At 42.3% G+C, this 26037-nt stretch carries 25 protein-coding genes and 4 pseudogenes; 11 read left to right on the top strand and 18 right to left on the bottom strand.

Annotated elements, in window-relative coordinates:
* Nucleotides 1-325: 325 nt before the first annotated feature.
* Entirely contained in the window at nucleotides 326-1336 is a 1011-nt protein-coding gene (locus RAM70_RS06280) for a hypothetical protein (protein ID WP_312672842.1), read from the top strand.
* Between the two features lie 58 nt (nucleotides 1337-1394).
* Here the strand turns inward: RAM70_RS06280 and RAM70_RS06275 are convergent, their stop codons facing one another.
* Both RAM70_RS06275 and RAM70_RS06270 read right to left on the bottom strand, forming a co-directional pair.
* Entirely contained in the window at nucleotides 1395-1964 is a 570-nt protein-coding gene (locus RAM70_RS06275; RefSeq protein ID WP_288001566.1) for a Uma2 family endonuclease, read from the bottom strand.
* A 5-nt stretch (nucleotides 1965-1969) separates the two neighbouring features.
* Nucleotides 1970-2533, bottom strand: coding sequence for a Uma2 family endonuclease (locus RAM70_RS06270; RefSeq protein WP_045359583.1), 564 nt, complete (start codon nucleotides 2531-2533; stop codon nucleotides 1970-1972).
* 230 nt (nucleotides 2534-2763) lie between these two features.
* Here RAM70_RS06270 and RAM70_RS06265 point away from each other — a divergent pair, with 230 nt between their 5' ends.
* Both RAM70_RS06265 and RAM70_RS06260 read left to right on the top strand, forming a co-directional pair.
* Entirely contained in the window at nucleotides 2764-3411 is a 648-nt protein-coding gene (locus tag RAM70_RS06265) for a hypothetical protein (RefSeq protein ID WP_312672836.1), read from the top strand.
* A gap of 71 nt (nucleotides 3412-3482) precedes the next feature.
* Nucleotides 3483-3734, top strand: a complete 252-nt coding sequence (locus RAM70_RS06260) for a BolA family protein (protein ID WP_002755721.1) — start codon at nucleotides 3483-3485, stop codon at nucleotides 3732-3734.
* A 354-nt stretch (nucleotides 3735-4088) separates the two neighbouring features.
* On the opposite strand, the gene RAM70_RS06255 is transcribed toward RAM70_RS06260, so the two are convergent.
* Entirely contained in the window at nucleotides 4089-4688 is a 600-nt protein-coding gene (locus RAM70_RS06255) for a sulfite oxidase-like oxidoreductase (protein ID WP_045359579.1), read from the bottom strand.
* Nucleotides 4689-4776: 88 nt separating this feature from the next.
* A complete protein-coding gene (gene rpmF / locus RAM70_RS06250; RefSeq protein ID WP_002742494.1) occupies nucleotides 4777-4959 on the bottom strand; it encodes a 50S ribosomal protein L32 in 183 nt (60 codons plus the stop codon).
* A 189-nt stretch (nucleotides 4960-5148) separates the two neighbouring features.
* On the opposite strand from rpmF, the gene acsF reads away from it, so the two are divergent.
* Together acsF and RAM70_RS06240 are read left to right on the top strand one after the other, a co-directional pair.
* Nucleotides 5149-6156, top strand: coding sequence for a magnesium-protoporphyrin IX monomethyl ester (oxidative) cyclase (gene acsF / locus RAM70_RS06245; RefSeq protein ID WP_045359578.1), 1008 nt, complete (start codon nucleotides 5149-5151; stop codon nucleotides 6154-6156).
* Between the two features lie 79 nt (nucleotides 6157-6235).
* A pseudogene (locus RAM70_RS06240) lies at nucleotides 6236-7470 on the top strand (RNA-guided endonuclease InsQ/TnpB family protein).
* 120 nt (nucleotides 7471-7590) lie between these two features.
* Here RAM70_RS06240 and RAM70_RS06235 read toward each other — a convergent pair.
* The 4 genes and pseudogenes from RAM70_RS06235 to RAM70_RS06220 all read right to left on the bottom strand — a co-directional run.
* Nucleotides 7591-8214 (bottom strand): annotated as a pseudogene (locus RAM70_RS06235) (IS982 family transposase); the annotation flags it as partial.
* Nucleotides 8215-8568: 354 nt separating this feature from the next.
* Nucleotides 8569-8799, bottom strand: a complete 231-nt coding sequence (locus tag RAM70_RS06230; RefSeq protein WP_193745620.1) for a helix-turn-helix domain-containing protein — start codon at nucleotides 8797-8799, stop codon at nucleotides 8569-8571.
* 60 nt (nucleotides 8800-8859) lie between these two features.
* A pseudogene (locus tag RAM70_RS06225) lies at nucleotides 8860-8946 on the bottom strand (ISNCY family transposase); the annotation flags it as partial.
* A 128-nt stretch (nucleotides 8947-9074) separates the two neighbouring features.
* Nucleotides 9075-9204 (bottom strand): annotated as a pseudogene (locus RAM70_RS06220) (ISNCY family transposase); the annotation flags it as partial.
* 219 nt (nucleotides 9205-9423) lie between these two features.
* Between RAM70_RS06220 and RAM70_RS06215 the strand changes: the two are divergent.
* Nucleotides 9424-9627: a Txe/YoeB family addiction module toxin gene (locus tag RAM70_RS06215; RefSeq protein ID WP_072024843.1), complete on the top strand. Its 204-nt coding sequence runs from the start codon at nucleotides 9424-9426 to the stop codon at nucleotides 9625-9627.
* A gap of 287 nt (nucleotides 9628-9914) precedes the next feature.
* Here the strand turns inward: RAM70_RS06215 and RAM70_RS06210 are convergent, their stop codons facing one another.
* A complete protein-coding gene (locus tag RAM70_RS06210; protein ID WP_271955860.1) occupies nucleotides 9915-11138 on the bottom strand; it encodes an ABC transporter substrate-binding protein in 1224 nt (407 codons plus the stop codon).
* A gap of 271 nt (nucleotides 11139-11409) precedes the next feature.
* Between RAM70_RS06210 and RAM70_RS06205 the strand changes: the two genes are divergently transcribed.
* From RAM70_RS06205 to RAM70_RS06195, 3 genes are all read left to right on the top strand, one after another.
* Nucleotides 11410-11715, top strand: coding sequence for a DUF6825 family protein (locus RAM70_RS06205; RefSeq protein ID WP_045359548.1), 306 nt, complete (start codon nucleotides 11410-11412; stop codon nucleotides 11713-11715).
* 90 nt (nucleotides 11716-11805) lie between these two features.
* Nucleotides 11806-13494, top strand: coding sequence for an ABC1 kinase family protein (locus RAM70_RS06200; protein ID WP_152607008.1), 1689 nt, complete (start codon nucleotides 11806-11808; stop codon nucleotides 13492-13494).
* Nucleotides 13495-13538: 44 nt separating this feature from the next.
* Nucleotides 13539-14261: a Stp1/IreP family PP2C-type Ser/Thr phosphatase gene (locus RAM70_RS06195; protein WP_045359565.1), complete on the top strand. Its 723-nt coding sequence runs from the start codon at nucleotides 13539-13541 to the stop codon at nucleotides 14259-14261.
* Between the two features lie 161 nt (nucleotides 14262-14422).
* On the opposite strand, the gene RAM70_RS06190 is transcribed toward RAM70_RS06195, so the two are convergent.
* From RAM70_RS06190 to RAM70_RS06175, 4 genes are all read right to left on the bottom strand, one after another.
* The gene (locus RAM70_RS06190) at nucleotides 14423-15796 is read right to left on the bottom strand and encodes an ankyrin repeat domain-containing protein (RefSeq protein ID WP_312672820.1); all 1374 of its coding nucleotides are present in this window, start codon (nucleotides 15794-15796) and stop codon (nucleotides 14423-14425) included.
* A 145-nt stretch (nucleotides 15797-15941) separates the two neighbouring features.
* Nucleotides 15942-16877: an NAD-dependent epimerase/dehydratase family protein gene (locus RAM70_RS06185; protein ID WP_312672819.1), complete on the bottom strand. Its 936-nt coding sequence runs from the start codon at nucleotides 16875-16877 to the stop codon at nucleotides 15942-15944.
* 57 nt (nucleotides 16878-16934) lie between these two features.
* On the bottom strand, nucleotides 16935-18107 hold the full coding sequence (locus tag RAM70_RS06180) for an RNA-guided endonuclease InsQ/TnpB family protein (protein ID WP_312672818.1): 1173 nt from the start codon (nucleotides 18105-18107) through the stop codon (nucleotides 16935-16937).
* Complete coding sequence (locus RAM70_RS06175) at nucleotides 18085-18693, bottom strand: IS607 family transposase (protein ID WP_287999826.1); 609 nt, start codon at nucleotides 18691-18693, stop codon at nucleotides 18085-18087. The genes RAM70_RS06180 and RAM70_RS06175 overlap by 23 nt, the downstream gene beginning before the upstream one ends.
* Before the next feature lie 267 nt (nucleotides 18694-18960).
* Between RAM70_RS06175 and RAM70_RS06170 the strand changes: the two genes are divergently transcribed.
* On the top strand, nucleotides 18961-19407 hold the full coding sequence (locus tag RAM70_RS06170) for a DUF29 domain-containing protein (RefSeq protein ID WP_312672816.1): 447 nt from the start codon (nucleotides 18961-18963) through the stop codon (nucleotides 19405-19407).
* Between the two features lie 234 nt (nucleotides 19408-19641).
* Nucleotides 19642-20091 carry a DUF29 domain-containing protein gene (locus RAM70_RS06165; RefSeq protein WP_312672814.1) on the top strand — a complete coding sequence of 150 codons (450 nt, stop codon included), beginning with the start codon at nucleotides 19642-19644 and terminating at the stop codon, nucleotides 20089-20091.
* 14 nt (nucleotides 20092-20105) lie between these two features.
* On the opposite strand, the gene RAM70_RS06160 is transcribed toward RAM70_RS06165, so the two are convergent.
* The 5 genes from RAM70_RS06160 to RAM70_RS06140 form a co-directional block, all read right to left on the bottom strand.
* Nucleotides 20106-20894: a hypothetical protein gene (locus RAM70_RS06160; RefSeq protein WP_312672812.1), complete on the bottom strand. Its 789-nt coding sequence runs from the start codon at nucleotides 20892-20894 to the stop codon at nucleotides 20106-20108.
* A gap of 229 nt (nucleotides 20895-21123) precedes the next feature.
* On the bottom strand, nucleotides 21124-21630 hold the full coding sequence (locus tag RAM70_RS06155; protein ID WP_312672810.1) for a type IV pilin protein: 507 nt from the start codon (nucleotides 21628-21630) through the stop codon (nucleotides 21124-21126).
* Between the two features lie 303 nt (nucleotides 21631-21933).
* On the bottom strand, nucleotides 21934-22482 hold the full coding sequence (locus tag RAM70_RS06150) for a type IV pilin-like G/H family protein (protein ID WP_312672809.1): 549 nt from the start codon (nucleotides 22480-22482) through the stop codon (nucleotides 21934-21936).
* Between the two features lie 711 nt (nucleotides 22483-23193).
* Complete coding sequence (locus RAM70_RS06145) at nucleotides 23194-24213, bottom strand: methyltransferase (protein ID WP_312672808.1); 1020 nt, start codon at nucleotides 24211-24213, stop codon at nucleotides 23194-23196.
* Nucleotides 24214-24787: 574 nt separating this feature from the next.
* The gene (locus RAM70_RS06140; protein ID WP_312672807.1) at nucleotides 24788-25501 is read right to left on the bottom strand and encodes a 2OG-Fe(II) oxygenase; all 714 of its coding nucleotides are present in this window, start codon (nucleotides 25499-25501) and stop codon (nucleotides 24788-24790) included.
* Nucleotides 25502-26037 lie beyond the last annotated feature (536 nt).

Below are 26037 nucleotides of genomic sequence, written 5' to 3'. Positions count from 1 at the left end.
CCGGAGCGCATTAGTTTTTCGGTGGGATGCTTACAGGCAGCCGCTGACGCATCTGTAATAATTTAGGCTCTTCTGGTTTCTGTGTGGAAATGAGGTCTATACTGATAGTTTATTTAACAAAATAGTCCTAAAAGTCTTTCCCAGTAAACATTTCACGATTTCATAAGCAAAAATTATCACACAAAGTCGAGAAGAGCCATAATTTAAGAGTCACTGATAATTGCTGATTATCGGTATTTCTGCAAGTGTGAGATGCACCCCCTTGATTTTTTTTTAACTATGTTGGTAGAATTTTACAAAACTGAATAGACTAGGAGCTTTTCTCATGATCTTTATTATCCCGATTATTCTTGGTGCGGCGGCCTTAGTTACTGCTGGTGTGGGTGTTAGTGCGGGTGCTGATGGTGTATCCAAGCTACAAAAGGCGGAAAAAATTGGCAAAAGTGCCGAACAAAGATACAAAAAAGCCAATAAATCTCTAGAAAAAAAGTTTCAAGCTACCCAAAAATTCGCGGAAGAATACGGTCAACTGCAAATTAATGTCAAAATCAACACTATCGGCAGATTTGTTAAGTTTGTTCGACGAATTGATCAAAGAATTGGTCAAAGACTTGGTCAAAATTACTCCCCATCCCATCAACGCTTCTTAGAAGGGTTTGAGGGATTTTCTGCCCAACAATTCAAGGAATTTAAAGCAGAAGTGTTAGACGCGCAAAGTTTGGCTGTGGGGAGTTTAAAAGCAGTGGGAGTCGCCTCGGCAGCCAGTCAGGGAACCCTAGGATTAATTGGTCTTTTCGGTACTGCTAGTACAGGAACAGCAATTAGTGGACTTAGTGGGGCAGCTGCTTGGAATGCTACCTTAGCATGGTTAGGAGGTGGTTCTTTAGCTGCCGGTGGTGGTGGTATGGCTTTGGGAACAGTGGTTTTAGGAGGTATTACCGTCGGACCTGCTTTAATGATTGGTGGTTTTGTCTTAGGAGGAGAAGGGAAAAAAGCCCTAAGTAAAGCTATCGAATACGCCAAGGAAGTGAATAATAAAATAGCTCAATTAGATAAAAGTAAGAGTTTTTTAGGACAAGTTCAGCGCAGAATTAAGGAGTTACAATACCTCATTAATAGTCTGAATAGTAGAGCTATTAAGAGTTTAACCGAACTGGAGTCACGAGCTACTTTTAATCCTCATCTAGAGGAAGACGTGGCCAAGTTTCGGGAGGTACTACTTTTAATTAAAGCTTCATCGGAAATCATGAAACTACCCATCTTAGACGACAAGGGAAAATTAACCAAAGCAACGGAAAATCTCGGAGAAAAGTACCGCCATCTCTTAGAAAAATAATAGTAGGATGCCTGCCAGAAATAAAGAAAATGGTATAAGAAACGCTCTATAATTTAATTTAACAAATATTACCGAGTATTTCAATTAAAGTTAACTCTATTTCTGGAAAGGATTCAATAAAAATACTTTCACCTCGATAATATTTCTGAATATTTTGATAACTACCCTGCAGCGGATGACGATAAACTTCTAAACATTCCTCCTTGAGATTGATAATCCAAACCTCTTTAATATTTGCTTCTGCATAAAGAGGAATTTTAGTATAGCGATCATAATCGAGGGTAGAATCAGAAACTTCAATAATTAAATAGATATCTTGAGGACAAGGATAGGCAGCAACATAAAAATCTGATCGAGGTATTAGTAAACTTAAATCTGGTTCTGGTTGAGAATTATTATTTAATCTAATCGGATTTTGCACTCCTAAGAGAATAAGATCGCCAAATTTTCGATAAAATAACTGTGTTAATCGATAAATACCAGCAGCCTGACGGGTTCCCATCGGTGACATTTTGATAATTTCTCCTCGAATTAATTCCACTTTTTCATCGGGTTTGATTATTGCCTGGGTTGCCATTTTTTCGCATTCTTCCACCGTAAACTTACGGGTAATCAGTGATAAAGACATTTTAACTACACTCCTAATATTTCTGCAATAGTGAATTCTATATCGTGAAAAGATGTCATAAAAACCCTCTCATTTATAGAGTATTTCTGCATAGCTTGATAACTACCATTCAGAGGATGGCGATAAACTTCTAAACATTCTTCCTTGAGATTGACAATCCAAACCTCTTTAATATTTGCTTCTGCATAAAGAGGGATTTTAGTATAGCGATCATAATCGAGGGTAGAATCAGAAACTTCAATAATTAAATAAATATCTTCGGGACAGGGATGGGCAGCAACGTAAAAATCTGGGCGAGGTATTAGTAAACTTAAATCTGGTTCTGGTTGAGAGTTATTATTTAATCTAATCGGATTTTGCACTCTGAGAATAATTTTATGTCCTAACTTTTGATAGAATAATTGTATTAATCTATCTACACTAGAAGCATGACGGGTTCCCATCGGTGACATTTTGATAATTTCTCCTCGAATTAATTCCACTTTTTCATCGGGTTTGATTATTCCCTCGGTTGTCATTTTTTCGTATTCTTCCACCGTAAACTTACGAGTAATCAGTGATAAAGACATTTTAAATAAACTCCTACTTTTTCTTTATTCTATCTGGGCAGCTTGCCAAGGGGTGAATTATCGGTATTTAAACAATTAATCGGGGGGATAAATTAACTTTTTGGGGACTTGTACTGATTTTTCGGGAAAAATCAGCGCTTGCCATGGCGACAAAACCGCTAGAGCTAACGTCTAGAAAGCTGGGGTCGGATCGAAACTGCCCCAAAAAAGCTACTATAGGTCAGTTGTCGATGTTAAAAAAAATAGCCGTTCCCCTCAGGAACATTAAGTCGAGAAATTTTATGGTTAAGCGAAAACAGCCTTATAGTTTAATTTATCTGCTCACTCTGGTGATCGGTTTAGTGATTGCGATCGCACCTGACGGACAAGCACAAACCCCCGACTCTAACAATCCCGCCAGTGATCCTAACGAATTAAAACCCTTAAATCAAGCTGATAGTCTGTTGAGTCTTCAGGGGGGACAACGTTTAGTGGAAGAAGCGAACGCCGCTATTAATGCCGCTAAATACGATGTCGCTGTGGACAAACTCAATCAAGCGCGCCGGATTTTTAACCAACTATCTAACTATCATCTGCAATTAGCTAATAGTTTCTCAGGAATTGACCCGAAAGTATTCGATTCTCAGCGTCAAAGTGCTTTAAACACGGGACAACTGCGGGATGAAGCCACCTATAAGCTTGCTTTGGTCCATAGGGCGCAAAATCAGCCAGAATTGGCGGTTCCTTTGTTAATTCAGGTGATTCAATCCCAAAACCCCACCAGTGAATTAGGACAAAAAAGCTATCAACAACTCTACGAGATGGGATTTGTCAGCACACCCATCTCCGCACCGACTCCCACCTCGGCAACTCCTAACAACTCCCCCCCACAGCAGTAAATTTTGTCCCCATTGACGAGCTTTCGGTAACAATGGGATGAGAGTATCTTTAATTGTTTTGAGGAGTTACGATGGTTGACTTTCGCCAAGTAGAAGCGATGATTCAAGAACAAATCCCCGATGCACAAGTGATGGTTCGGGATTTGACGGGAGGTGGTGATCATTTGGAAGCGGTGGTTATTTCCGGGGAATTTGCTGGCAAAACCCGCGTTAAACAGCATCAAATGGTTTATGGCGCTTTACAATCGGCACTGGCTACCGAAGCCATCCATGCTTTGGCATTAAAAACCTACACTCCCGACAGTTGGGCAGCAGAAAAATAACAGTTATCAGTGAAGGTTTATCAGTTATCAGTTAATTTTTTTCTAGTTTTCTTTGTGGCTAATTATCTTCACATAACACAGTCTACAGCGTTTTATCGTAATTAGCAGAAGTTATTAAAAGAGGGCGAAGGCAATTCGCCCCTACAATAATATTATTTCCCCAATGGTAGGGGCGCATCGTGGTCAGTGAGTTTATCGAACTGCGTGCGCCCAAAATGTAATGTAATGTAGCCAGACACAATTAATTACACATATCTAACTACCCCTTGCCTCTTGCCTGCTGCCTTTTGCCTATCCTAACCAAGAAGTTAATTTTGTCCTATTACTTATCACCCGATTTTAAGCCAAAACTGGTTAAAAACCGCCATAACGTTCCTCTAACCAGGGATCACCCCGTCGATGGTAGCCATTACGTTCCCAGAAACCCAATTGCTCTCGATCGAGAAATTCTAAGCCATTAATCCATTTAGAACTTTTCCAAGCGTAGAGATGGGGGACAACTAAGCGCAGCGGACCCCCGTGGTCGGGGGGTAAAGGTTGACCAAACAGTTGAAAAGCGAAAAAATTATCCTCGTGCAGGAATTCCTCTAGGGTCAGGTTAGTGGTATAACCCCCGTAACAGTGTTGCATGACGTGGGTAGCTTCTGGCAGCAGGTCAATTAAGGTGATAAAATCCGATACCTTAATTCCCGTCCAAGTCACATCTAATTTTGACCAACGGGTGACACAGTGAAAATCCTTGGTAAATTCCCACTGCGGTAGGGCCATAAAATCCGACCAGTTAAAAATTTTAGTCGTGGCCACCTTTCCCCAAACCTTAAATAACCATTCCTCGGTCTTGATTTGGGGAGTATCCCCGTAGGTAAGGACAGGAAAACCACTAGCGAGATATTGGCCCGGGGGAACTCGGTCTTGATCGGGAGATTCTGGTTTTTTAAAGAATTTGCCTAACATTAGTTGAGACTCACAACGAAAACCCTAAACAAATCTTAAAATATTAGGGAGCGAAAAGGTTTTCTCTACCTCACTCCCCACTATCAAGTTATTCCTCGTCTTCCCCTTCTTCTTCCTCTTTAGTGGGATAGACAAAGCTGTTAGAACGACCAGAAAGGACAGATTTACCCAAAGATAAGGCTTTTTGCGCTTCCCGAGCCGCTTGCTTTCTCCAGTGCGCTCTCCGTTGGTCGCGCTTGGCATTTGAGGTTTTCTTCTTGGGACAAGCCATAGTATTTTAACGATAGTTATAGACTCACAACCTTTCTATTCTACTCCCTATTTCCCTAATCGGCTCGCTCCCTTGTCTGATTCCCTCCCTCACTACTGCCCAAAATATTGATAAAACTTAATATTTATCATTGGCTTACCTATTTATGTTTAAAATCCTATATAGCTATGTAGTCAAGTAATTTCCATCATGGTAACTACCGTCGAACCTCCCTCCCAGAAAAAAGCTGTTCTGCGCGAAACTATCCTCACCCCGCGTTTTTATACCACCGATTTTGAGGCTGCCGCTAATTTTGACCTTTCTGAGCAAGAAACCGAAATCAAAGCGATGTTAGAGGAGATGCGGACCGATTATAACCGGCATCACTTTGAACGTCAGCAAGGATTTGAGAACTATCAAGACAATCTCGATGAAAAAACCAGAAATGCTTTTATAGATTACCTAGAACGCTCCTGTATCTCCGAATTTTCTGGCTTTTTGTTATTCAAGGAACTGTCACGACAACTAAAAAGCCGTAATCCCTTGTTAGGGGAGATATTTCATCTTATGGCTAGAGATGAGGCGCGCCATGCAGGATTTCTCAATAAAGCCATGGCTGACTTTAATATTTCCCTCGATCTAGCCAAAATTACCAAAAACCGTACCTACACCTTTTTCCCCCTTGAATGGGTATTATATACGGTTTATCTCTCCGAAAAAATCGGTTATTGGCGGTATATCCTCATTTATCGTCATTTAGAAGAACATCCCCAGTATAAATTTAATCCTCTCTTTAATTACTTTGAGAGTTGGTGTCAGGACGAAAATCGCCACGGAGATATCTTTAAAACCTTACTGCGAGCTAAACCGCAATTGTGGAATAATTGGCGATCGAGATTATGGAGTCGTTTTTTCCTGCTTTCCGTCTTTGCTACCCATAGTTTAACTGTACGCGAACGCTCAGACTTTTATGATGCTTTGGGAATGGATGCGATCGCTTTTGATCAAGAGGTAATTCGTCAGACTAATAATACCTCCGCTCGCGCTTTTCCCACCATTTTAAATGTGGACCATCCCCAATTTTTCCCCCGTTTAAACCGTTGTGCCGAACGTAATTTACAATTAAAAGCGATCGATGAAAGTAGCGCTCCTCAATGGCTAAAAACAGTCCGTAAGTTACCCTTACCGAAATTTTGGGTTAAAGCCCCGTCCTTTTAGGACGGCTTTTTAAACTATATCTTGTTAACTTAACTTTTATTGTGCTATACTGATTTTGTCTAAGTCCCCCCTGCGTAAAATGTTTGTCTTAGAGTTTAAAGTTAAAGCTAAAACTCAACAGTATCAAGCCATAGACGATGCTATTCGTACTGCTCAATTCATCCGTCACAAATGTGTAAGGTTATGGATGGATACAAAAGGTACGGGTAAGAACGATTTATACCGATATTCTCAAGAATTAGCTCAGGACTTTAAATTTGCCGATGAACTTAATTCAACTGCTAGACAGGCAAGTGCTGAACGTGCTTGGAGTTCAATTAGTCGTTTTTACGACAACTGTAAACGTAAAGTATCAGGCAAAAAGGGGTATCCTCAATTTAAAAAATCTCGCTCTGTTGAATACAAACAATCAGGATGGAAGCTTCTTAGCCCTAAAACTGTTAAGTTCACTGACAAGAAAAACATTGGTGTTCTTAAGTTGGTAGGAACTTGGGATTTAGGGTACTTTCAAGAATCCGATATTAAACGGGTTAGGTTGATTCGGAGAGCGGACGGTTATTATTGTCAATTTGTCCTTTCTTGTGACGTTAAAGAAGATGTTAAACCATCAGGTAAGTGTATTGGCTTAGATGTAGGTTTGGCTTCTTTCTATACAGATCACAATGGCGACAAGGTTGATAATCCTCAATTCTTGAGAAAGTCTGAGAAACGATTAAAACGACTTCAAAGGCGATTATCTAAAAAGAAAAAGGGAAGTAAAAATCGTCAAAAAGCTAGACAAAGATTAGCTAAAGCTCACCTTAAAGTAAGTAGGCAACGTAAAGACTTTGCTGTGAAATTAGCAAGGCTTCGGCCGTGAGCTCAGCCGAACGGTGCGTAGTTCACTCTAGCGATGTGATAGCCTACGAGGATTTAAGAGTTAAGAACTTAGTCAAGAATCATTGTCTAGCTAAATCGATAAATGATGCGGCCTGGTATCAGTTTCGGGAATGGATAGAGTATTTTGGGGTTAAATTCGGCAAGATAACGATTGCTGTCTCACCGAATTATACAAGCCAAAACTGTTCAAACTGTGGTGAAATTGTTAAGAAATCTTTATCGACTAGAACCCATCAGTGTAAATGTGGGTGTGTTTTAGATAGGGATGAAAACGCCGCTATCAATATCCTTAAAAAAGGGTTAAGTACCGTAGGGCATACGGGAACTTTCGGGCTAGATCCGATAAACGCTTGGGGAGAGAATACCTCTACTTTTTCAGAAGCAATTCTGTCTAAGCAAGTAATCTCTGTGAACCAAGAATCCCCGTCTCTTTAGAGCGGGGAGTGTCAAAGCTAGGTATCGTTGGCGATCTATTGCGATTGTATCTGATTAAACCCATAGATGCAGAAGCCACCAGAGAAATGGTACTTTAATCAGTTATCACGCGATGTGCAACTAAGGGGAGACAAGGAACTGAAACTGCAAGGGGTCAGGGCTATGACGATTAAGCCAGTAGCAAACTGTGTGAGCTAAAAGCTTACGGTTCAGACGACTGATTAAATGCCAGAAATCTCTTGCCCACACCTTTTCTATCGAAAAACGCTCACTGAGTTGTCCAATCACAGTTTCGCTCAAACGTCTGGTTCTCTGGAGTAGCTTGAGATAGTTAGGGGAACGCAAATCCTGCATATTGGAACGACAGGGAGTATCCAATTGGATACCATACTGTTGCAGTTCGGCTTTTAGTGGAGCGGACAGATAGCCCTTATCTCCGATGAGTAGCCCCTTAATCGAAGGGACGAAATCCCAAAGAGCTTCTCGTTCAGTCCCATTGGCAGAGGTGAGGCAAAAACCCGTAATAATAACCGTCTCAGTCACTAGCAAATGACCATGAAAGCCATAGTAGGTTGGCCTCTTGGCGGCACAGTATCCATAGGTAGCTAGGTCGGGAAAGAGATGACAGCCAGCCGCGCGACGAAAAGAACACAAGGGAATAGGTAGCCCATCAATCAGATGAATGTCAGAGGAAAAAGCTCCCAACTGTGTGGCTAAGGCAACTGGGATGATTTGCTTGTATTGCTGGACTTCCCCCGTATAAACATACTAGCTATGGCTAAAAGTCTTACAGAGCCTGAGTTAAAGCAATATAATACTAATTAACTACTGGACACAAAATCCTGAAGTCCTTACGCAGATAGGGTTTGAGGCAAAAATTTTCAAATTTGACCTTTCGACCATTATAGCTTGTTTCGGGGCAGAAAACCAGCAAAAACATGGCTACAGAGTGAATCGCTGACTCTAGAGATTAATGACACCATCTGTTACAATAAGGTTAGCGATCACTATACAGCCAACTCTACGGAATCGCTCTACTCCAGATACAGTCAACGGTACAGCCATTTTCAAGGGAAAAATGTACCCAGTAGCCTCTTTTCAATTTTTTCTGAGAAGCTCCAGGCAGTAAGGGTTTTGTTGATTTTTTAGTATTTCTGTATGGGGGAAGTCCAGATATTGGGCTATCTTCTCCACTGACCATCCATAATGCCTAAGTCGAATGATTTCGGCTCTCTCCTTGACCCTATAAGGAATTCCTGCAAGTTTTTGCAGTTCTAGCAGGTTTTTGTCTTCTTCTTCACTTAAACCAATTTTTAGAGGGGCTGGCAAGGTTTGATTCCTCCTCCACAAAGGGTTCTCTACTATTTTATAAGTTTTTTCGCCTACCTACTTATTAGTGGGATTGATCACAAACGGTTGACCACATTCTTTACATTGACGTTTGGGTTTTCCATTATGAATAGAACCATTCTTGATAAGCTAAGACGCATTTAAAGCGCTTATTCTTAAGATTAGCCGAATCTCCCCCAATCCCTTTACTGTTGCCTCTTGCAAGAGTGCCTCTTGCCTCGTCTCAACAAGCAATTTAAATGCGCGGGCAGCTTACTATGGTGAGAACTACAACACCGGACAGGGGAATAGAGTCGGACTAGAGGGGTGATTTTGTTCGGTGCTAGACTGATATTTGAGTAAGCCAGACAGGAGCCACAAAAAGATATTTATCAGAAAAGTCATGAGCAAGCTAGAGGTATAAAGACTGATCGGGTTCCAATTATTTTTATTAATAAATATTTGACACACTTCATACCGGATAAGCAAGAGGGCTACGCCACTACTACCAAATCATTACCAATCTCTGAAAAATCCTGATAGTTATATTTATGTAGATGCTGCTAACTTATGAGGAAAGTCGCCTTTCTAACCCGAAGTTTTGATGAGTTTAACCAATGAGCGATCGCAGACAAAAAAGTTTACGCTAAAATTGTCAGCCTTATTAAAGATGTTCAAAGAGAGCCTTTTTCTGGATTAGGAAAACCAGAAGCATTAAAACATGAACTATCAGGATTATGGTCACGACGCATTAGAAAAGAACATCGCCTAGTTGATAGCGTGTCTGATCAAGAAATTGTTATTGTTTCCTGTAAATTTCACTACTAATAATCGCCAGAAATTCCCGAACTAGCTGAGAGCAAGAATTAGGGTACACGAAAACTTAGGAAGAATTTCCGAAGAAAGTGAAAACCAACCTACATTTTTCTTTTATGAGAAATTAATTGAATAGAACATTGCAAGTCAGAACAGGATTATGTTGATTTTGGACTCGACTTTAACAGTCTTGAATACTTTAAACAGGATTTAGTATTACACAAAAGCTAGAACCTCTGGAAGTGCGTTGCAAGGGAGATCCTTGCAACGAGGTAGAAATGAGAAGAACCCTTTACTTATTAATTTTTCACAAAAGTAAATTTACCATTTTTACCATCGGCATCCATTTTAATTTGTGCCACGGAGAATTTATCCTGAATGATTTCTCCTTCGGGAGTAAAAGCAATATTTCCCAAGACAGTGACATACTTACCCGCTAAAATTTCCTGATTTAATTGTTGGCGAATTTGTTCGAGGGAAAGTGTACTGAGTTTATTTTTATCATCTACCCGTTTTAAGGCCTCGACAAAAACTTGAATTCCCGTAAAAGCTTGAGCGGTAAATTGGGGCGGTGCTTTTTTATTTTCTGCTGTATAAGCGGCGACAAAATCCCGATTAATAGGATTATCTAATTCCGGGTTATAAGCTTGAGCGATGAGAATACCATCACATTGAGCTTGACAAACCGGGAAAATATTAGAAGTATTTAAACCGTTGCCCCCAATAATTAACCCTTGATAGCCTAATTGTCGCAACTGTTTGACCAAATTGCCCCCGTCAGCAACCAAACCAGAAATAACCACTAAATCCGGTTTAATATTAATAGCGGCGGTGGCTTGGTTTTGAAAATCTGTATCGGTGGTTTGGAATTTCTGCACGGTGACAATATCAAGATTTAAACTCTTCAGGGTTTCTTGAAAAGTTTCCGTTTCCGATTTACTAAAAGCATCATTTTGGGCAAAAAAGACAGCCACTTTTTTAATCTTGGGATCGATTTTTAAAGCGGTTTTAACTGCATTGGGAGCGACCACAGCCACAGGAGCGGACACCCTACCCACATATTCACCGATCTGGGGGATACCTTTAGCCGTGTTAGACGGGCCGAGAATGGGAACTTTGGCTCGATCGGCGATCGGACTAGCGGCAAAAGCTTGCTGGGACAGGGACGGACCAAGAATACCCACCACCTTATCTTGAGTGATTAGGGTATTAATGGCGTTGATCGCGCCCTGTTCATCCCCGGCCACATCCTGGATAATAACTTTAATCGGTGTTCCATTGACTCCGCCCTTTTTATTAAAATATGTTTCAGCCATCTTGACACCGATCACCTGTTCCTGTCCCAATAGGGCGAGATTGCTGGTTTGAGCTAAAGCGGCACCGATGGGAATAGCAGCAGTGGCGGCGTTTTCTGCGGGACTGGGGTTAGTTTGACTGGTGGGAGTGCCGGAATTACAGGCCACCACTAGACCAAAAGTGACTAGGGATAATATTAAGGGGATTAATAAACGTTTTCTGAGCATCTTAACTCTCCGGAGACTGATATTGTCGATGACACTATTATTTCGCTAATTGGGTTGATTTCAGCGATAATTCTCGACGCGAGCGGACCGGATTCTGCTCCCTTAGCACCCTTTATTTCCCCTAATTTTGTTGATTAACCTCCCCGTCTCACCTCCGTTTTCAGAAAAACGATTTGCCTTTTCTGGTTCTGTCGCCTAACCTAGTAGTTAGGGAATCTATTATCGCCTTTCCCGTCCACAAACCCCGAAGCGAAAACATCCATTTAAGATTATGACTAACCCCGTTATTCACGCCTTTTTCCTCGGACGAGCGATCGCTGAAGTGGTCAGTGAACAGCTAGAAGATGCGTTTACCAACGCTTTAAGCGAATTAGGCAAATTTGATGCCGAACAACGGGAAAACCTGCGGCAATTCGTCGAAGAAGTGCAAATGAGAGCCGATCGAGCCATGGAAAAGGGAGTATATACTGGTACAGAGTCCAGTGGTTCCTCCAGTGCCGATGTGCAGGAAAACATCGACGAAATGCGCGCCGAAATCGCCCAATTGCGCTCGGAACTAAAAAACCATCGTAATTAACCCAAAACCCCCTTTTAGTCGCTTTAAAGCCCCAAAAATTGCGTGTCAGCCCTTCTCCCTGTCCCCGTTACCCCAGAGTTAAACCCAGCAATGCCGGCCCTCCAAGTCGCCAAAAATAGCTATCGTTGGAATCGAGAAAGCTATTCCATCAATCGTCGTCGTCTAGATATTTGGCGATTCGTTCTGACTGTACTTTATCAATTCTGGCTCAACGGTAAAAAATGGAGCTATAACGGTGGCTATAGCCAAGAAAAACTCGCCGGCAGACGGAGAAAACAGGCCGCTTGGATTCGGGAAACCATGCTAGAATTGGGACCGACTTTTATTAAAGTCGGTCAACTGTTCTCCACCCGCGCCGATCTTTTTCCCCTGGAATATGTGGAAGAACTCTCGAAACTACAGGATCAGGTTCCCGCATTTACCTACGAACAGGCCAGCAAAATTATCGAGGTATCCCTCGGTAAACCCCTCAATAAACTCTTTAAAAGCTTCGATCCTATCCCCCTAGCAGCCGCTAGTTTAGGGCAAGTTCACCGGGCCCAACTGAACAGCGGGGAAGATGTGGTGGTCAAAGTCCAACGGCCCGGATTGAAAAAATTATTTAGTATCGATCTGGCTATCCTGAAAAAAATCGCCCAATACTTCCAAAATCATCCCAAATGGGGTAAAGGTCGCGATTGGACGGGTATTTATGAAGAATGCTGTAAAATTCTCTGGGAAGAAACCGATTATCTTAACGAAGGTCGTAACGCTGACACTTTTCGCCGTAATTTTCGCGGGGAAGATTGGGTGAAAGTGCCAAAAGTCTATTGGCGCTACACCTCTCCCCGGGTTTTAACCCTAGAATACCTCCCTGGCATCAAAATCAGTCATTATGAGGCCCTAGAAGCGGCTGGACTCGATCGCAAATTGTTGGCTAAACTGGGGGCAAAAGCCTATCTAATTCAACTGCTCAATAACGGCTTTTTTCACGCGGATCCTCACCCTGGCAATATCGCCGTTGATAGTGATGGCTCCTTAATTTTCTACGATTTCGGCATGATGGGACAAATTAAAACCAATGTGCGCGAAAAATTAATGCAGACTCTCTTGGGAATTGCCCAAAAAGATGCCGATCGCGTGGTCACTTCTCTGGTCGATTTAGGAGCATTAACTGCTAATGGTGATATGGGAGCAGTGCGGCGATCGATCCAGTATATGCTCGATAACTTCATGGATAAACCCTTTGAGGAGCAATCCGTGGCCGCTATCAGCGATGATCTCTATGAAATCGCCTACGATCAGCCTTTTCGCTTTCCTGCTACCTTTACCTTCGTCATGCGAGCATTTTCTACCCTGGAAGGGGTAGGCAAAGGACTCGATCCTGAATTTAACTTTATGGAAGTGGCCCAACCTTTTGCCCTGCAATTAGTAAATGATATGACAGGAAATAATGGCAGTAATATCCTCGATGAGTTAGGACGACAAGCGGCCCAAGTGAGCAGCACCGCCCTGAGTTTACCCCGACGCATCGATGATACGATCGAAAAATTAGAACGGGGTGATATCCGCGTCCGGGTACGTTCCAGCGAATCCGATCGACTTTTGCGGCGATTGGGTATGATTCAAATGGGAACCAACTATACTTTACTGATCAGTGCTTTGCTTATCTCAGCGACTCTTCTATTTGTCAATGGTTTTGGTTGGTTAACTTTAGTACCGATGGCGATTTCGCTGCTGCCGGGGATAGCCCTCTTGAGACTTTGGCGAAAAATTGAACGTCAGGATCGTATGATGTAATTGATCGCAGGATAATAAATATTGTGTTAGCAGCAGAAATTTCGATGAACAATCTTTCTTTTGGGGGAATGACCGATCCTGGTGTAGTGCGATCGGTTAATCAGGATAGTTATTATATCGACCCCGAGCAGCGCTTTTTTATCGTTGCTGATGGTATGGGGGGTCATGCGGGGGGCGAGGAAGCTAGTCAAATCGCCACTAAAACTATCCAAGCTCATCTAGAAGAACACTGGAATTCTGACCTGGCTGCCGGGGAATTGCTGCAGGAGGCAATTACTGCCGCTAACGAGAAGATTATTGAAGATCAGCTGAAAAATCCTGAAAGACAGGACATGGGGACAACCCTAGTCATGGCTATCTTCCGAGATGATGGACCTTGGTACACCCATATTGGTGATTCCCGTCTCTATCGCTTTCGTGAGCAAAAATTAGAACAGGTGACGGAAGATCATACTTGGGTAGCTAGGGCGATGAGAATGGGCGATATGTCCGAACAAGAAGCGAAAAACCACCCTTGGCGGCACGTTTTATTTCAATGTCTTGGTCGTCGCAATTTGCCCCCAGCGACGGTATCTCCCCTCGATGTGCAATCCGGCGATAGTTTAATTCTCTGTAGTGATGGTTTGACGGAAGAAGTTTCCGACGAGGAAATTAGCGATTATTTGCAAACCGGTGCTGATTGTCAGGAAATTGTCGAGAATTTAGTGGCAGCGGCCAAAAAAGCCGGCGGTTCCGATAATATCACTGTGGTCATGGTAAGCTGTTGACTATCTAGGGGTTGCGGCAAAAAGTTTCTCGTGGGGGCAGGGTGTGGGGTGATGGGAAGAATAAATAAAAATAATCTCCTGCCGAGAAAACGGGTTTCTCGGAGAGAAAACGGGTTTCTCGGAGAAACCCGTTTTCTGTGTGTTACTCAACGGATTTAGTATTACTCGATCGCTCCTGCTTGTTGTAATAAAGAAACGATCGCCTGATGGTGATTAAATTTAGCTAACATTAAAGCGGTCATTCCCCCGGGATTTTTCTGATTTAAGTTCACTTTTCCCCGGTCTAACAAAACTTTAACCGTGTCGAGACAACCGTGATAACTGGCCGACATTAAAGCGGAAGCGCCGCTAAAATCGAGTTTATTGACATCAGCACCGATATCGATTAACCGGCGCACCAATTGACTATTATTGCCCTCACAAGCTTTCATAAGGACGGTTTGGCCATCGGGATAAACGGCGTTGGGATTGGCCCCGTAGTCGAGGAGATAACGGCAGATTTCCGTAAATTTGCCCTGTAGAGCTAAAGTTAATGGTGTTTCTCCCTGCTGAGTTAGGTTAGGATCCGCCCCCTGTTTTAACAATTCTAAAACGATCGCTTCGTATCCTTGCATCGTGGCGATGAGCAAGGGTGTATCACCAAAATGGTTACGGTGATTGACAAAAGCGCCGGCTTGTAGTAAGGCCCGGACGATCTCTAAATGTCCTTCGATCGTCGCTAGATGCAGGGCCGTTTCTCCGGCCTGATTTTGATTGTCAATACTAGCCCCCTGAGCGAGTAAAAGTCGGACAATATGGAAATATCCCTCAGCAGCGGCGATCATCAGGGCAGTTTCTCCCTCCTCCGTGCTAATATTCGGATTGGCTCCCGCTTGCAGTAAAGTTTGTACGCTGCCGAGATTTCCCTTCTCTACAGCCAAAATTAGGGGAGTTTCCCCAGATAAAGTGGGAGAATCGAGGGGCATACCACGGTTAATAAACAATTCGAGGATTTCCGGGCGATTGGCGACGAGAGCCTGTAACCAAGCTTCTTGACGGATTTCTTCATCTACACCACTGTTGAGCAGTAAACGGACAATTGCGGCGTAATTTTGGCTAATAGCTACAGATAAAGCCGTATCTCCATCCCGATCGCGCATATTGACCCGAGCGCCGGCGATTAATAACTGTTCTGCGATCGCTATATGACCCTTATAAATGGCGATCATTAGTGCTGGTGTACCATCTTGATTGACCTGATTGATATTAGCACCGGCGGCGATTAATTGAGCGAGGATTTCACCGTGATTGAGGGCCGCCGCTAACATAAGGGGGCTTAAACCTTGGGGTTGTTTACTTTTGTTGATATCAGCCCCAAATTCCCGCAAAATCGCCACAATTTCCCCATGCCCCCCCTGCACGGCATAGATTAAAGCCGTAGTATTTTGGGCATCAGTGGCGTTGACATTTGCCCCCTGACTTAGTAAAGCTTGAACTCGCGCCAGATTGCCCTGACGCGCCGCTTGCATTAACAAGATATCCCAATTAGAAGCCATTAACAGTGACCGCTCGGCAGAAGGTATTTTTTCTATTATCGATCTTTTTAGACAGGTAAACGGACTTTAAAACTACCACCCCGTTCGCTAAATTTAATCCCATTGCCCACTTGCCACGGGCCACTTCCCCGCCGGAAAATTAATTTTATTGGTCTGCCAAGATCTGGTCATCGATCGCCAAGTCTATTTCTTGCTGATCGCGACCAGAAGCGAGATAATCATTCTGGAAGGAGTCTTTTAAACCACTGACGAGATCATATTCAGGCTGCCAGTTTAACTCACGGATGGCTTTATTGATATCAGCGTAGAAATGTTGAACCCGCAGGGGGAAAGGTTTCTTTTTGCCGAAGTCAAATTTTTTGGGGTTATAGTTAACAATCTCGATTTCCTCGGCATTTTTCCCCATCGCTGCCGCGCAAGCTTTCGCTAAACCGTTAAAAGTTACATAGCGATCGCCTGAAATATTATACACTTGACCAATAGCCTGAGAATTACCCAATACTGCCGCCATGGACTTAGCTAGATCGACAACGTGACCAAATTGGGTAAAATGTTCCCCATGACCGGGTATAGGAATAGGACGATTACGAACCAAACGGTCAAAAAACCAAGCTTCTAGGTCATTATAGTTGCCCGGTCCGTAGATATAAACCGGACGGATGGAAGTCCAGGGTAAACCCATCTCGCTTAAATAGTTTTCTGTCTCGTGTTTTCCCTTGTGGCGACTTTTGGCATCTAGTTTATCCCCTTCTTTATGGGGCATTTGGTCAGATTTTAAATAAACCCCCGCCGAGCTAACATAGACGAAATGCCCGATTCTGTCCTTAAAAATTTCGACAAGGGGCTGAGTATCCCTTAATTCTCTGCCATTATTATCGAAAATTGCCTCAAAACTCTCATTTTTCAGCTTTTCTTGCAGTTGCTCTGGGTCAGTGCGATCGCCTTGTATCTGTCGTACTCCAGCAACCGGGGCGGGTTTATTGCCACGATTGAATAATACTACCTCATGACCCTGTTCTACTAACACTTTAGTCAAAGAAACACCGATAAATCGGGTTCCACCCATAATTAAAATTTTCATCAGTCGCCATTGTCAATATCAAGGTTATATTATCCGTTCTGTTAAACTTACTCAAATCTACTCATGAGCAAATTTGACGTTAACTTCCTGCTTCACTGTAGTAGTGTCGGCACTATCTACTCCACAAGCTGACACGGTGGAACTCACCGCCAAAGAAGCTAGATTTAGACTAGCGTTCAAGTCTCGACCGCAAACTACATGGCATTGCTCACACTCAAAAACTCTTTCAGTTAAAGATAGAGACTCTTTTTTGTACCCACAATTGGAACAGGTTTTACTGCTAGGAAACCACCTATCGGCTATGATTAATTCCGAACCATACAACTGAGTTTTATAATCAAGTTGTCTTCGGAACTCGTAAAAACCCATATCCTGAACGGCTTTAGCTAATTTGTGATTAGCCATCATCCCAGACACATTTAAATCCTCAATTACTATCTTGCCGTGGTTCTTGGCTAAATAAGTGGTGAGTTTATGTAACGTATCTTTACGGATATTAGCTATTTTAAAATGAAGTTTAGCTATTTGCCGTTGGGCTTTGTTCCAATTATTTGAACCTTTTACCTTATGTCGGTTCAAGTATTGAAGTCTGGCTAATTGTTTTTCGTATTTACGATAACTTTTAGAGCCTTCAAACGTCTCACCTGTCGATAAAGTAGCTAAAGATTTAATTCCCAGATCACAACCAACTACATCATGAGTTTTATTGGTTGTTTGCTGTTCAACTTCCATCTTAAAACTAATAAACCACCTATTAGCTTTTTTACTAATAGTAACAGATTTTGGCTGGTATCCATCAGGTAGCCGCTCGTAAGTTTTTAACCAACCAATCACAGTAACTTTTATCTTTTGATGGGCAATTTTAATGTTCCCATCTAAAGTGAAACTATCCTGTTTACCTTTCTTCTTGAAATTTGGTGGTTTAGCTATCTTCTTGAAGCATCTTTTCCAAGCATCGGATAAAGCTCTTAACGCCCATTGGGGAGCGCATTTAGACACTTGGTAATACCAATCATGCTCTGATTTTACCAATGCTACCAACCATTTGTGAAGGTCAATAGCCGTAGGAAACTTGATTTTTTCATCAGGGTTAGCTTGATTATGGTCTAAAATTTGCTTGGTTAAAGCCAAACCCCAATTCCAAGCATGACGTGCGGTTCCTGCGTGTTGGGCTAATAATGAGCGTTGTTGATTATTTAGTTTTAACTCAGTCTTGAATCCTAGTAGCAACGTCTCTTAACTCCTCTACGATTTTTCTATTTTTATGGCTTCTAGAGCCATACAATCTAGCGGAAAATACCGTAATAATTTCTAAGACATCTTGCGCTAAATCCTCCTCAAATGTACTGTCTTCAGTTCGATTGATAATGACAACTTCAGTTCCGAATTGCTCACACAGACTAAAGATTAGTTCACTACCAAATCTAAGTAATCTATCCTTATGAGTTAAGAGCAATCTCTCTACTTTACTATCAACAATCAACCGAATTAATCGCTTTAATCCTTTTTTGTTGTAGTTAAGTCCTGAACCTAAGTCGTCTATAATTTCAACTTGCCAACCGTTTTGAGCGCAAAACAATTCGACAACTTCTTTTTGACGTTCTAAATCTTTCTTTTGATCATGACTAGAAACGCGACAATAGCCAACAGTATAGGAAAGATTCTCTTTTACTCCAAGCAACTGAGAGACGGTATAACGTCGATGCCCGTTAGCAGTTCTTTCTGGTATTAGTTTACCTTCAGACTCCCAACGTCTTAATGTCGATACGCTTACACCTTTTAATTTAGCCGCTTCTGATCTGGTCAACTTACTCATAGGACTATTATAGCATAAGTCATGAGTAATTTTGGATAGTATTAGTTAGGTTTTTGGTTTCTGTGATTAACCCTCGATCGGTGCAGTTTGTGGCTTGTTAGTTGTTGGGTTTTGGGGGCATCCCTTAACTATAACACTAAATCGGTTGAGGAGAGGCACTCTTGGGATAGGGAGAATAAATAATCAGTCTTTGATAACCGGATTTAGTATGAATTGGCGAAGTTTCGGTAAAATAAAGGTAATTAGTCAACAGAGGAGGTCAAAATTATGACTTTAGCCAAGGTGAAAAATCTTTATGATCGAGATTTTGCTTTGTGGATAGAGAAAACGGTTAAGCAATTAAAATCTGGGGATTTATCTCAGGTTGATTTAGAAAATTTGATCGAGGAGGTAGAATCTTTGGGAAGACGAGACAAAAGAGAACTAAAAAACCGTTTAATTACATTATTTGAACACGCTTTAAAACGGCGTTATCTTCCTTTGCCCGAATGTTATCGAGGTTGGGAAGTAACAATTAAACGCTGTCAATTTAAGTTAAAAGATATTCTTAAAGATTCTCCTAGCTTATGCAGTTTTTTAACCGATATTTGCAATGATTGTTATCAGGAAGCGGTGGAAAATATGCGAATTGAATATGATGCTAATTTTTCCGATGTTTGTCCCTTTACTAAGGATATTGATGGTTTATTAAATCATAAGTTTTGGGAAAGTTAAACTTTGATACTAAATCCGTTGAGGAGAGGCACTCTTGGGATAGGGAGAATAGGTAATCATACTAAATCCGTTGAGTAACGCACAGAAAACGGGTTTCTCGGAGAAACCCTTTTTCTACTCATGCACTCATGCAAAAAGGGGAATAAATAATCAGTTTTTAATAACCAGATTTAGTCTGAATTGGCGAAGTTTCGGTAAAATGAAGGTAATTAGTCAACAGAGGAGGTCAAAATTATGACTTTAGCAAAGGTAAAAAATCTTTATGATCAAGATTTTGCTTTGTGGATAGAGGAAACGGTCAAACAATTAAAATCTGGGGATTTATCCCGGGTTGATTTAGAGAATTTGATCGAGGAGGTGGAATCTTTGGGTAAAAGTCAACGCAAAGCGGTCGATAATTTTTTAACTCGTTTATTAGAACATTTATTAAAACGTTGTTATGTGGTTCTTCCCGATTGTTATCGGGGGTGGGAAATTGAAATTAGAAATTTTCGCAAGGATTTGAAGAAGGAATTTAAGTATTCTCCTAGTTTGAAAAGGTTTATGATAGAGATTTTAGAAGAATGTTATCGAGAAGCTTTAGAAGCGGTGAAAGAGGATTATCCAGACTCTAATTTTCCCGATGTTTGTCCCTTTGCTGAGGATATTGATGGTTTATTAAATCATAAGTTTTGGCAGGAGTAAAAATATGCCAGTTCCTAATCCTTGGGGGGAATTGCCATCACTTGATTATCATTAACCACAACCAATTTACCGCCCAATTTTTCGATATTTTCCTTAGCTAACCTGCGGGTTTCTTCTTCTTTGCTATTTAGCCAGACTAACATCCAAGCGCCGACTCTGGGGGCGCGACTATCGGGATTAGTTTCTAAAAATTTTACTGTTCCCCTAGCGGATTTTTCGATAAATTCATTACCAGCAATTTTCGCCCAATCAGCGGCCATTTGATTCGAGTTTTTCGCCGCAGGAATATCCCCTAAAAATAATAGTTCATCCACTCCTTTATATAACCAAAGAAAATAGGCATCGGTGACATCAGGAGTGAGTTTTGATAAACCTTTATTCATAATCTCGATGGTTCTTTCGGGTTTGCCAGCATTCACGGAAGAAGCCACGGACATCATCAAATAAGCGCGGATAAATTTCGGGTCATTTTTGGTGACAATCTCCATAAAATCGGGACTTAAACCGTAACCAGTTTCCCTACGAGCATCCACATCGCCATAGTATTGTATAAACTGCAACATTGCCCAATTAGCTAACATATTGCCAAAGCCAAAGGAAGGCATATTTTTTAATAACTCAACCTGAGCATTTTCTAGGCGAGATTCTTGACTATAATTCCTCTCTAATAATTTTTCTTTAGTCAAGGTTTTCACCTTTTCCTGTTGCATTTCCACAACAGCCATGATTAGCCCACCGATAATGGCGACTAAACCAAGAGTTTTGATTAGAGATAGATTGAGAGATTTTTTTGCGCCTAGCATAGATTTAACTAAAAGTCAATAATCAGTGTAGGGTTAATTCATGAATTAACCCTACCATCGCGGTTAATTCATGAATTAACCCTACGATGAATTAACCCTACGATGAATTAACCCTACGATGAATTAACCCTACGATGAATCAACCTACCATGAATCAAGCTACAAAACACGACCTTCATAATTATAACCATTTACTTATCAACAAAAATCAAAGGTTTTCTTGGTTATTTTAATTAATTCTAATGCCATCAACACAATCAAGCTCGCCGGCGGAATTACTGGTAGAAACATTATCTTCTAAAGGAGTTTCATCCTCACAAATAATACCGGTATAGGCCCCCGCTGCCGTTTGTCCGGCTGCCCCTGCATAATTTTTAATCTCGTCAGCAAATTGAGTCACAGCATTCGCTTGATAGGCGGCTCCAAAAGCATCGGGAGTAACGCTAGAATTATCGACAAAAGTATAAAATTTAGCATCGTTAATCGCAATAGGTAATTGCTCCAAAGTGGTAAAAGTGACATTTTCTAGGCGATAGCCCTGTTGGGCGCGATTAATTGCTCCCAGGACTGAGCGAGCTTCTGCTTGCCTACCTTTGGCGACTTGTCCTAACAGTGATGGTATGGCAATGGCAGCGAGAATTCCTAAGATGATAATAACAACCAATAATTCTATTAAAGTAAAACCCCTCGCTTTTTTTCTTGGTGATTTGATTGCTAAAAAAAGAAGGTCTTTCATGGTTAGTACCTGGCAATATTGACTATATTTTGGGTTTTCGGGTGTTAGGGTTTTCGGGTGTTGGGGTTTTCGGGTTTTCGGGTTTTCGGGTGTTGGGGTTTTAGTTGAAATTCCCCCATTCCCCCACTTCCCCACTTCCCCCATTCCCCACTTCCCCACTTCCCAAAAAAACCAAAAGCGCAAGGTTTGCAAAAGAATATTCTCCTGCCACCTTCCGCTAAAGTATGATTAAAGTTGAGTTGTGAAATTGCCATTATTCAGAGAAGTATGCAAGCACAACCCGCATACTTTTCTAGACTGGGATTACTGGATAAGACGACCGCCGCCAGCACAAGCTGCGGGATCAGTCTCACTACCAGCAGCAGACCAAGTTCCAGCCTCAGTGATGGCTCCGCTATTAGGGTTAGTGGTTTGTTCACAGATAACGGCAGAATAAACGCCAGCGCTGGTTTGACCTACAGCAGATTCGTATTCTAGGATGTCATTAGTGTAAGTGGTGTTAGGGATAGCGGCTTGGTTAGTACCAACTTGGCTGGCAGAACCACCAATAACGCCAGCAGTAGACGAAGTACCATAGTAAGTGCCAGTGGTTACAACAGGTAGGTTAGTAACTTCGGTAAAGGTGGCGCTTTCCAAGCGGTAAGCCTGTTGAGCGCGGTTAACGGTACCTAAGTTGTTGCGGGCTTCCGCTTGTCTGCCTTTGGCTACCTGACCGAGGAGGTTGGGGAGAGCGATAGCGGCGAGTACACCGATGATGATAACGACAACTAGAAGTTCGATGAGGGTGAAACCTTTGTTACCGTTCTTTTTGTTGAGAGCTTGGATGAGTTTGAATTTAAAAGTAGAGTTCATAGGTATATCCTTGTGGTGGGTAGGTGTGATTTTTCTTTCCTACAAACAACTTACCCACCTGTTTCAGGAAACCTATCACCCTTGGCAAAAATTTTTTTGGGGGAGTTGGGGGGCCGTTTCTAGGAGCCACTTCTAGGGATTAGGGAAAAAACCAAAAAGTTTAGCAGCACCTCCCAAGACAGCGACCACCAAAGCGTTGACATCCTCGCCGCCGTAAAACGGACGGCGATTCCCAAACCTCACGATTTGGGCTTCGGCCGTGAGCTTTTGCGTTCGACAAAAGCTCACGCCGAGGTCCGAACGGAGACGGGAGACGGGAGACGGGAGACGGGAGACGGGAGACGGGAGACAGCTATTAGGGATCGGATTTGAGTTTTCAGTTCACTGTTTCCTCACATCAGAAGTCTGACGGAGTAGTGGCTTAGATGTGTAATTAATTGTGCTTAGATACTTAGCAGTTTCAACGATAACTTGGCTCTTCTCGTTTCTGTATAGTCTTACCTCGTTGCCAGGCTCTCCCTTGCAAGGCACTTCCAGAGATTCTAGCTCTTGTGTAACCCATCAGGGAAGGGAGAAAAACCCTCCCTTGTCCCATGCCAAGGTAGAACCTTGGCAGGAGACAAAGCGCTGATGATCACAGAAAGTCGAGAAGAGTAGAAAGAACCCTGTAGAGGCGCAAGGAACCTACAACCTGCGCCTGATCTCGTTGACTTATTTTTTAACGCATTCAATAAGGCAAATATCCTCTTGAGTCGGAATAATGCGATTTAATTTTAATCCCGCTTGGCTCAACAATTCCTCAAATTCTGTTGCGGTTCTTTCTTTACCTCCCGGACACATAACTAACATATTCAGGTCTAACATTTTAGCGGCCGAAGGATTATTACCCGCAGGAACAACCATTTCCAAGACTAAAACTTTCCCATCGCTATCTAAAGCTTGACAACAGTTTTTCAAAATAGCAATCGCTCGTTGATCATCCCAATCATGAATAATATGTTTTAGTAAATAGCCATCTCCTCCCGACGGTACGGATTCAAAAAAACTACCCCCAACGGTTTGACAACGATGGAGAATGCCGTGTTTTTCTAAAGTCGGTTGACAATGGGAAATTACATATTCTTCATCAAAAAGAATCCCTTTGAGGTGGGGATATTGCTCTAGGATTGTCCCCAACATCTCACCGTATCCCCCACCTACATCTACTAGGGTTTGAAATTCCGAGAAATCATACACAGCCAAAATAGCCTTTTCCTCCGAAAAAGAAAAACTATTCATCGACTGTTCAAAAATCTCGGCATCTAGCGGATGGGTTTGAAAATATTCAAAGACCCCCATCCCAAAGACATCATCAAAAGATGGTTGTCCCGTTTTAATACTATGTAACACATTTCCCCAGGCTTGATAATGGGGGGCTTCTCCTAACATAATTGCTGTCGCTTTTACTGACCGGGGATGGTCACTAGATAAATGTTCGGCTAAGGGAGTTAGTATAAACTGTTGAGATTCAGTTTCTTGAAAAATTCCCACACTAGCTAATGCTCTCATCAGTCGGTATAAAGCAGCAGGATTAGTCTCAGTTAGGGAGGCCAATTCTTGACAGGATTTCGCTCCTTTGCTTAAATGCTCGGCTAGACTTAATTTAGCCGCAGCATAGATGGCCTGAGATAGCCAGTAACCCGAAACCATTTGGGTTAATTGAAGATGAAGAGGGAGTTCAGGTAAGGACATAAGCAACTTTTGTGGGAATACAATTAAACATTACCATATAGAATAAGCTGCCCGCGCATTTAAATTGCCTATTGAAATGAGGCACTTTTGCAAGAGTCAACAGGAAAGGGATTGGGGGAGATTCAGCTAATGTCTAAGTGCTAGTAGAGAGATAAATACAAAATTTCAATCCAAAATTTAAAGCGGGTTTCCATTCAATTAATTTCTAAGCGCGAGTAGAGAGGTTAATTCATGAATTAACCCTACAAATGTTTCCATTCAATTAATTTCTAAGCGCGAGTAGAGAGCTACCATCACCAGACGGTGGCCTGTTCACTCCGTCCGTTGTCAGGCATTCCGCTCAAATCTTTTTTATCCTTCCATTTTCCGCCCCAATTCATTTGCTCGTCTCGTCCCTTATTATCGCATTGCCAACAAGCGTGAGCCACACAACGTTATAAGCTGTACTGAATTTAAACTGCCTATTGGAAATTTTAGGACAAATGCTCAAACTGCCTCTCCCCGCTCCTCTGCAATCTTAACGAATAATTTAGATAGTCAACAGCTTACCTGTCCTTGTGTGGCTTGCGTCGTCTCACGCAGGATTGGGGTGGCGAGGATAGATCTGCTCGGCGCGGTTGAACAATATCCAGCTGGTCAGAATGTACTTGTCTTGAGACTCCGGCACATTGCCGCGATGGGTGTGGGTAAAACCGGCGGGAGCGATCACCATCGTCCCAGAGGTTGGCTTGAGCTTCCGTTCTTGGTACAAGAACTCCGTCTCACCACCGCGCTCTACATCGTTCAGATAGAACATAAACAAAAGGACGCGATGGAGCGTCTCAGCAGCTGGGTCACAAGGATAGATTTCCGAATGCCAGTAGTAGTAACCACCGAGACTCTTCCCGTATTTCTGAACGTTGATCGCTCCTGGTCGAAACATTCTGAATAGGTACTCGGCGAGTTCCGGGTCTGATGCCGTCCCAACATCCGCAGCTGTTAAGGGTCTGAGCAGTCCGGTAGCCGGATCTTGCAAGCTTAATGCAAACGCACTGGTGATCAGGTATGGATACTTGCGAATGTACAACATCAGGTGACGCAGTGTGCTGTCGAGTATCTGACTGTGCAAATCGCTCCACTCGGAGAGGCCTGTGATGGTGATGTCGGTGCTGTTCTTCTTGGATTTGTCGACTCCATGACCGATCCGTCCATCTGACTTGCGATCGCTGGCTTCGAAACGATGCCTGATCTCTTCGCACAATTGGGGGGGTAAAGCATTTTCGTACATCTCGATAAAGTCAGTTGTCATTCCAGTTTTCCCACCCCAAAGCCCTAGATATCTACGCACGCAGTCACGGCTCCCATCTGGTTGATTATTATAACAGGTTTGCGTTGCATCAAGACCTTTGCCCGTATCCGGAGGCAGATGCACGCTGAGGCAAAGGTTTCACGTTTCCATTCAATTAATTTCTAAGCGCGAGTAGAGATAGGAAAATGGCTTTAATTGAATTGTAGGGCTAATTCATGAATTAGCCCTACAATAATTTTCCATTCAATTAATTTCTAAGTGCGAGTAGAGAGTTACCCATATTTACGGAAAAGAACCAAAGCAATTAGATTGTTTCCATTCAATTAATTTCTAAGTGCGAGTAGAGAGAGTAAAGACAGGAGATTGGGACAATGAAGGCGATAGGTTTCCATTCAATTAATTTCTAAGCGCGAGTAGAGAGATGAGACATAGCCCTGGGTACTGGACTCGGAAAAAATGGGGTTTCCATTCAATTAATTTCTAAGTGCGAGTAGAGAGAGTAAAGACAGGAGATTGGGACAATGAAGGCGATAGGT

The organism is Microcystis wesenbergii NRERC-220, assembly GCF_032027425.1.
In the GTDB taxonomy this organism is placed as follows: domain Bacteria; phylum Cyanobacteriota; class Cyanobacteriia; order Cyanobacteriales; family Microcystaceae; genus Microcystis; species Microcystis wesenbergii_A.
The sequence above is the reverse complement of the archived record's forward strand: the minus strand, read 5'-3'. Positions and strand labels throughout refer to the sequence as shown.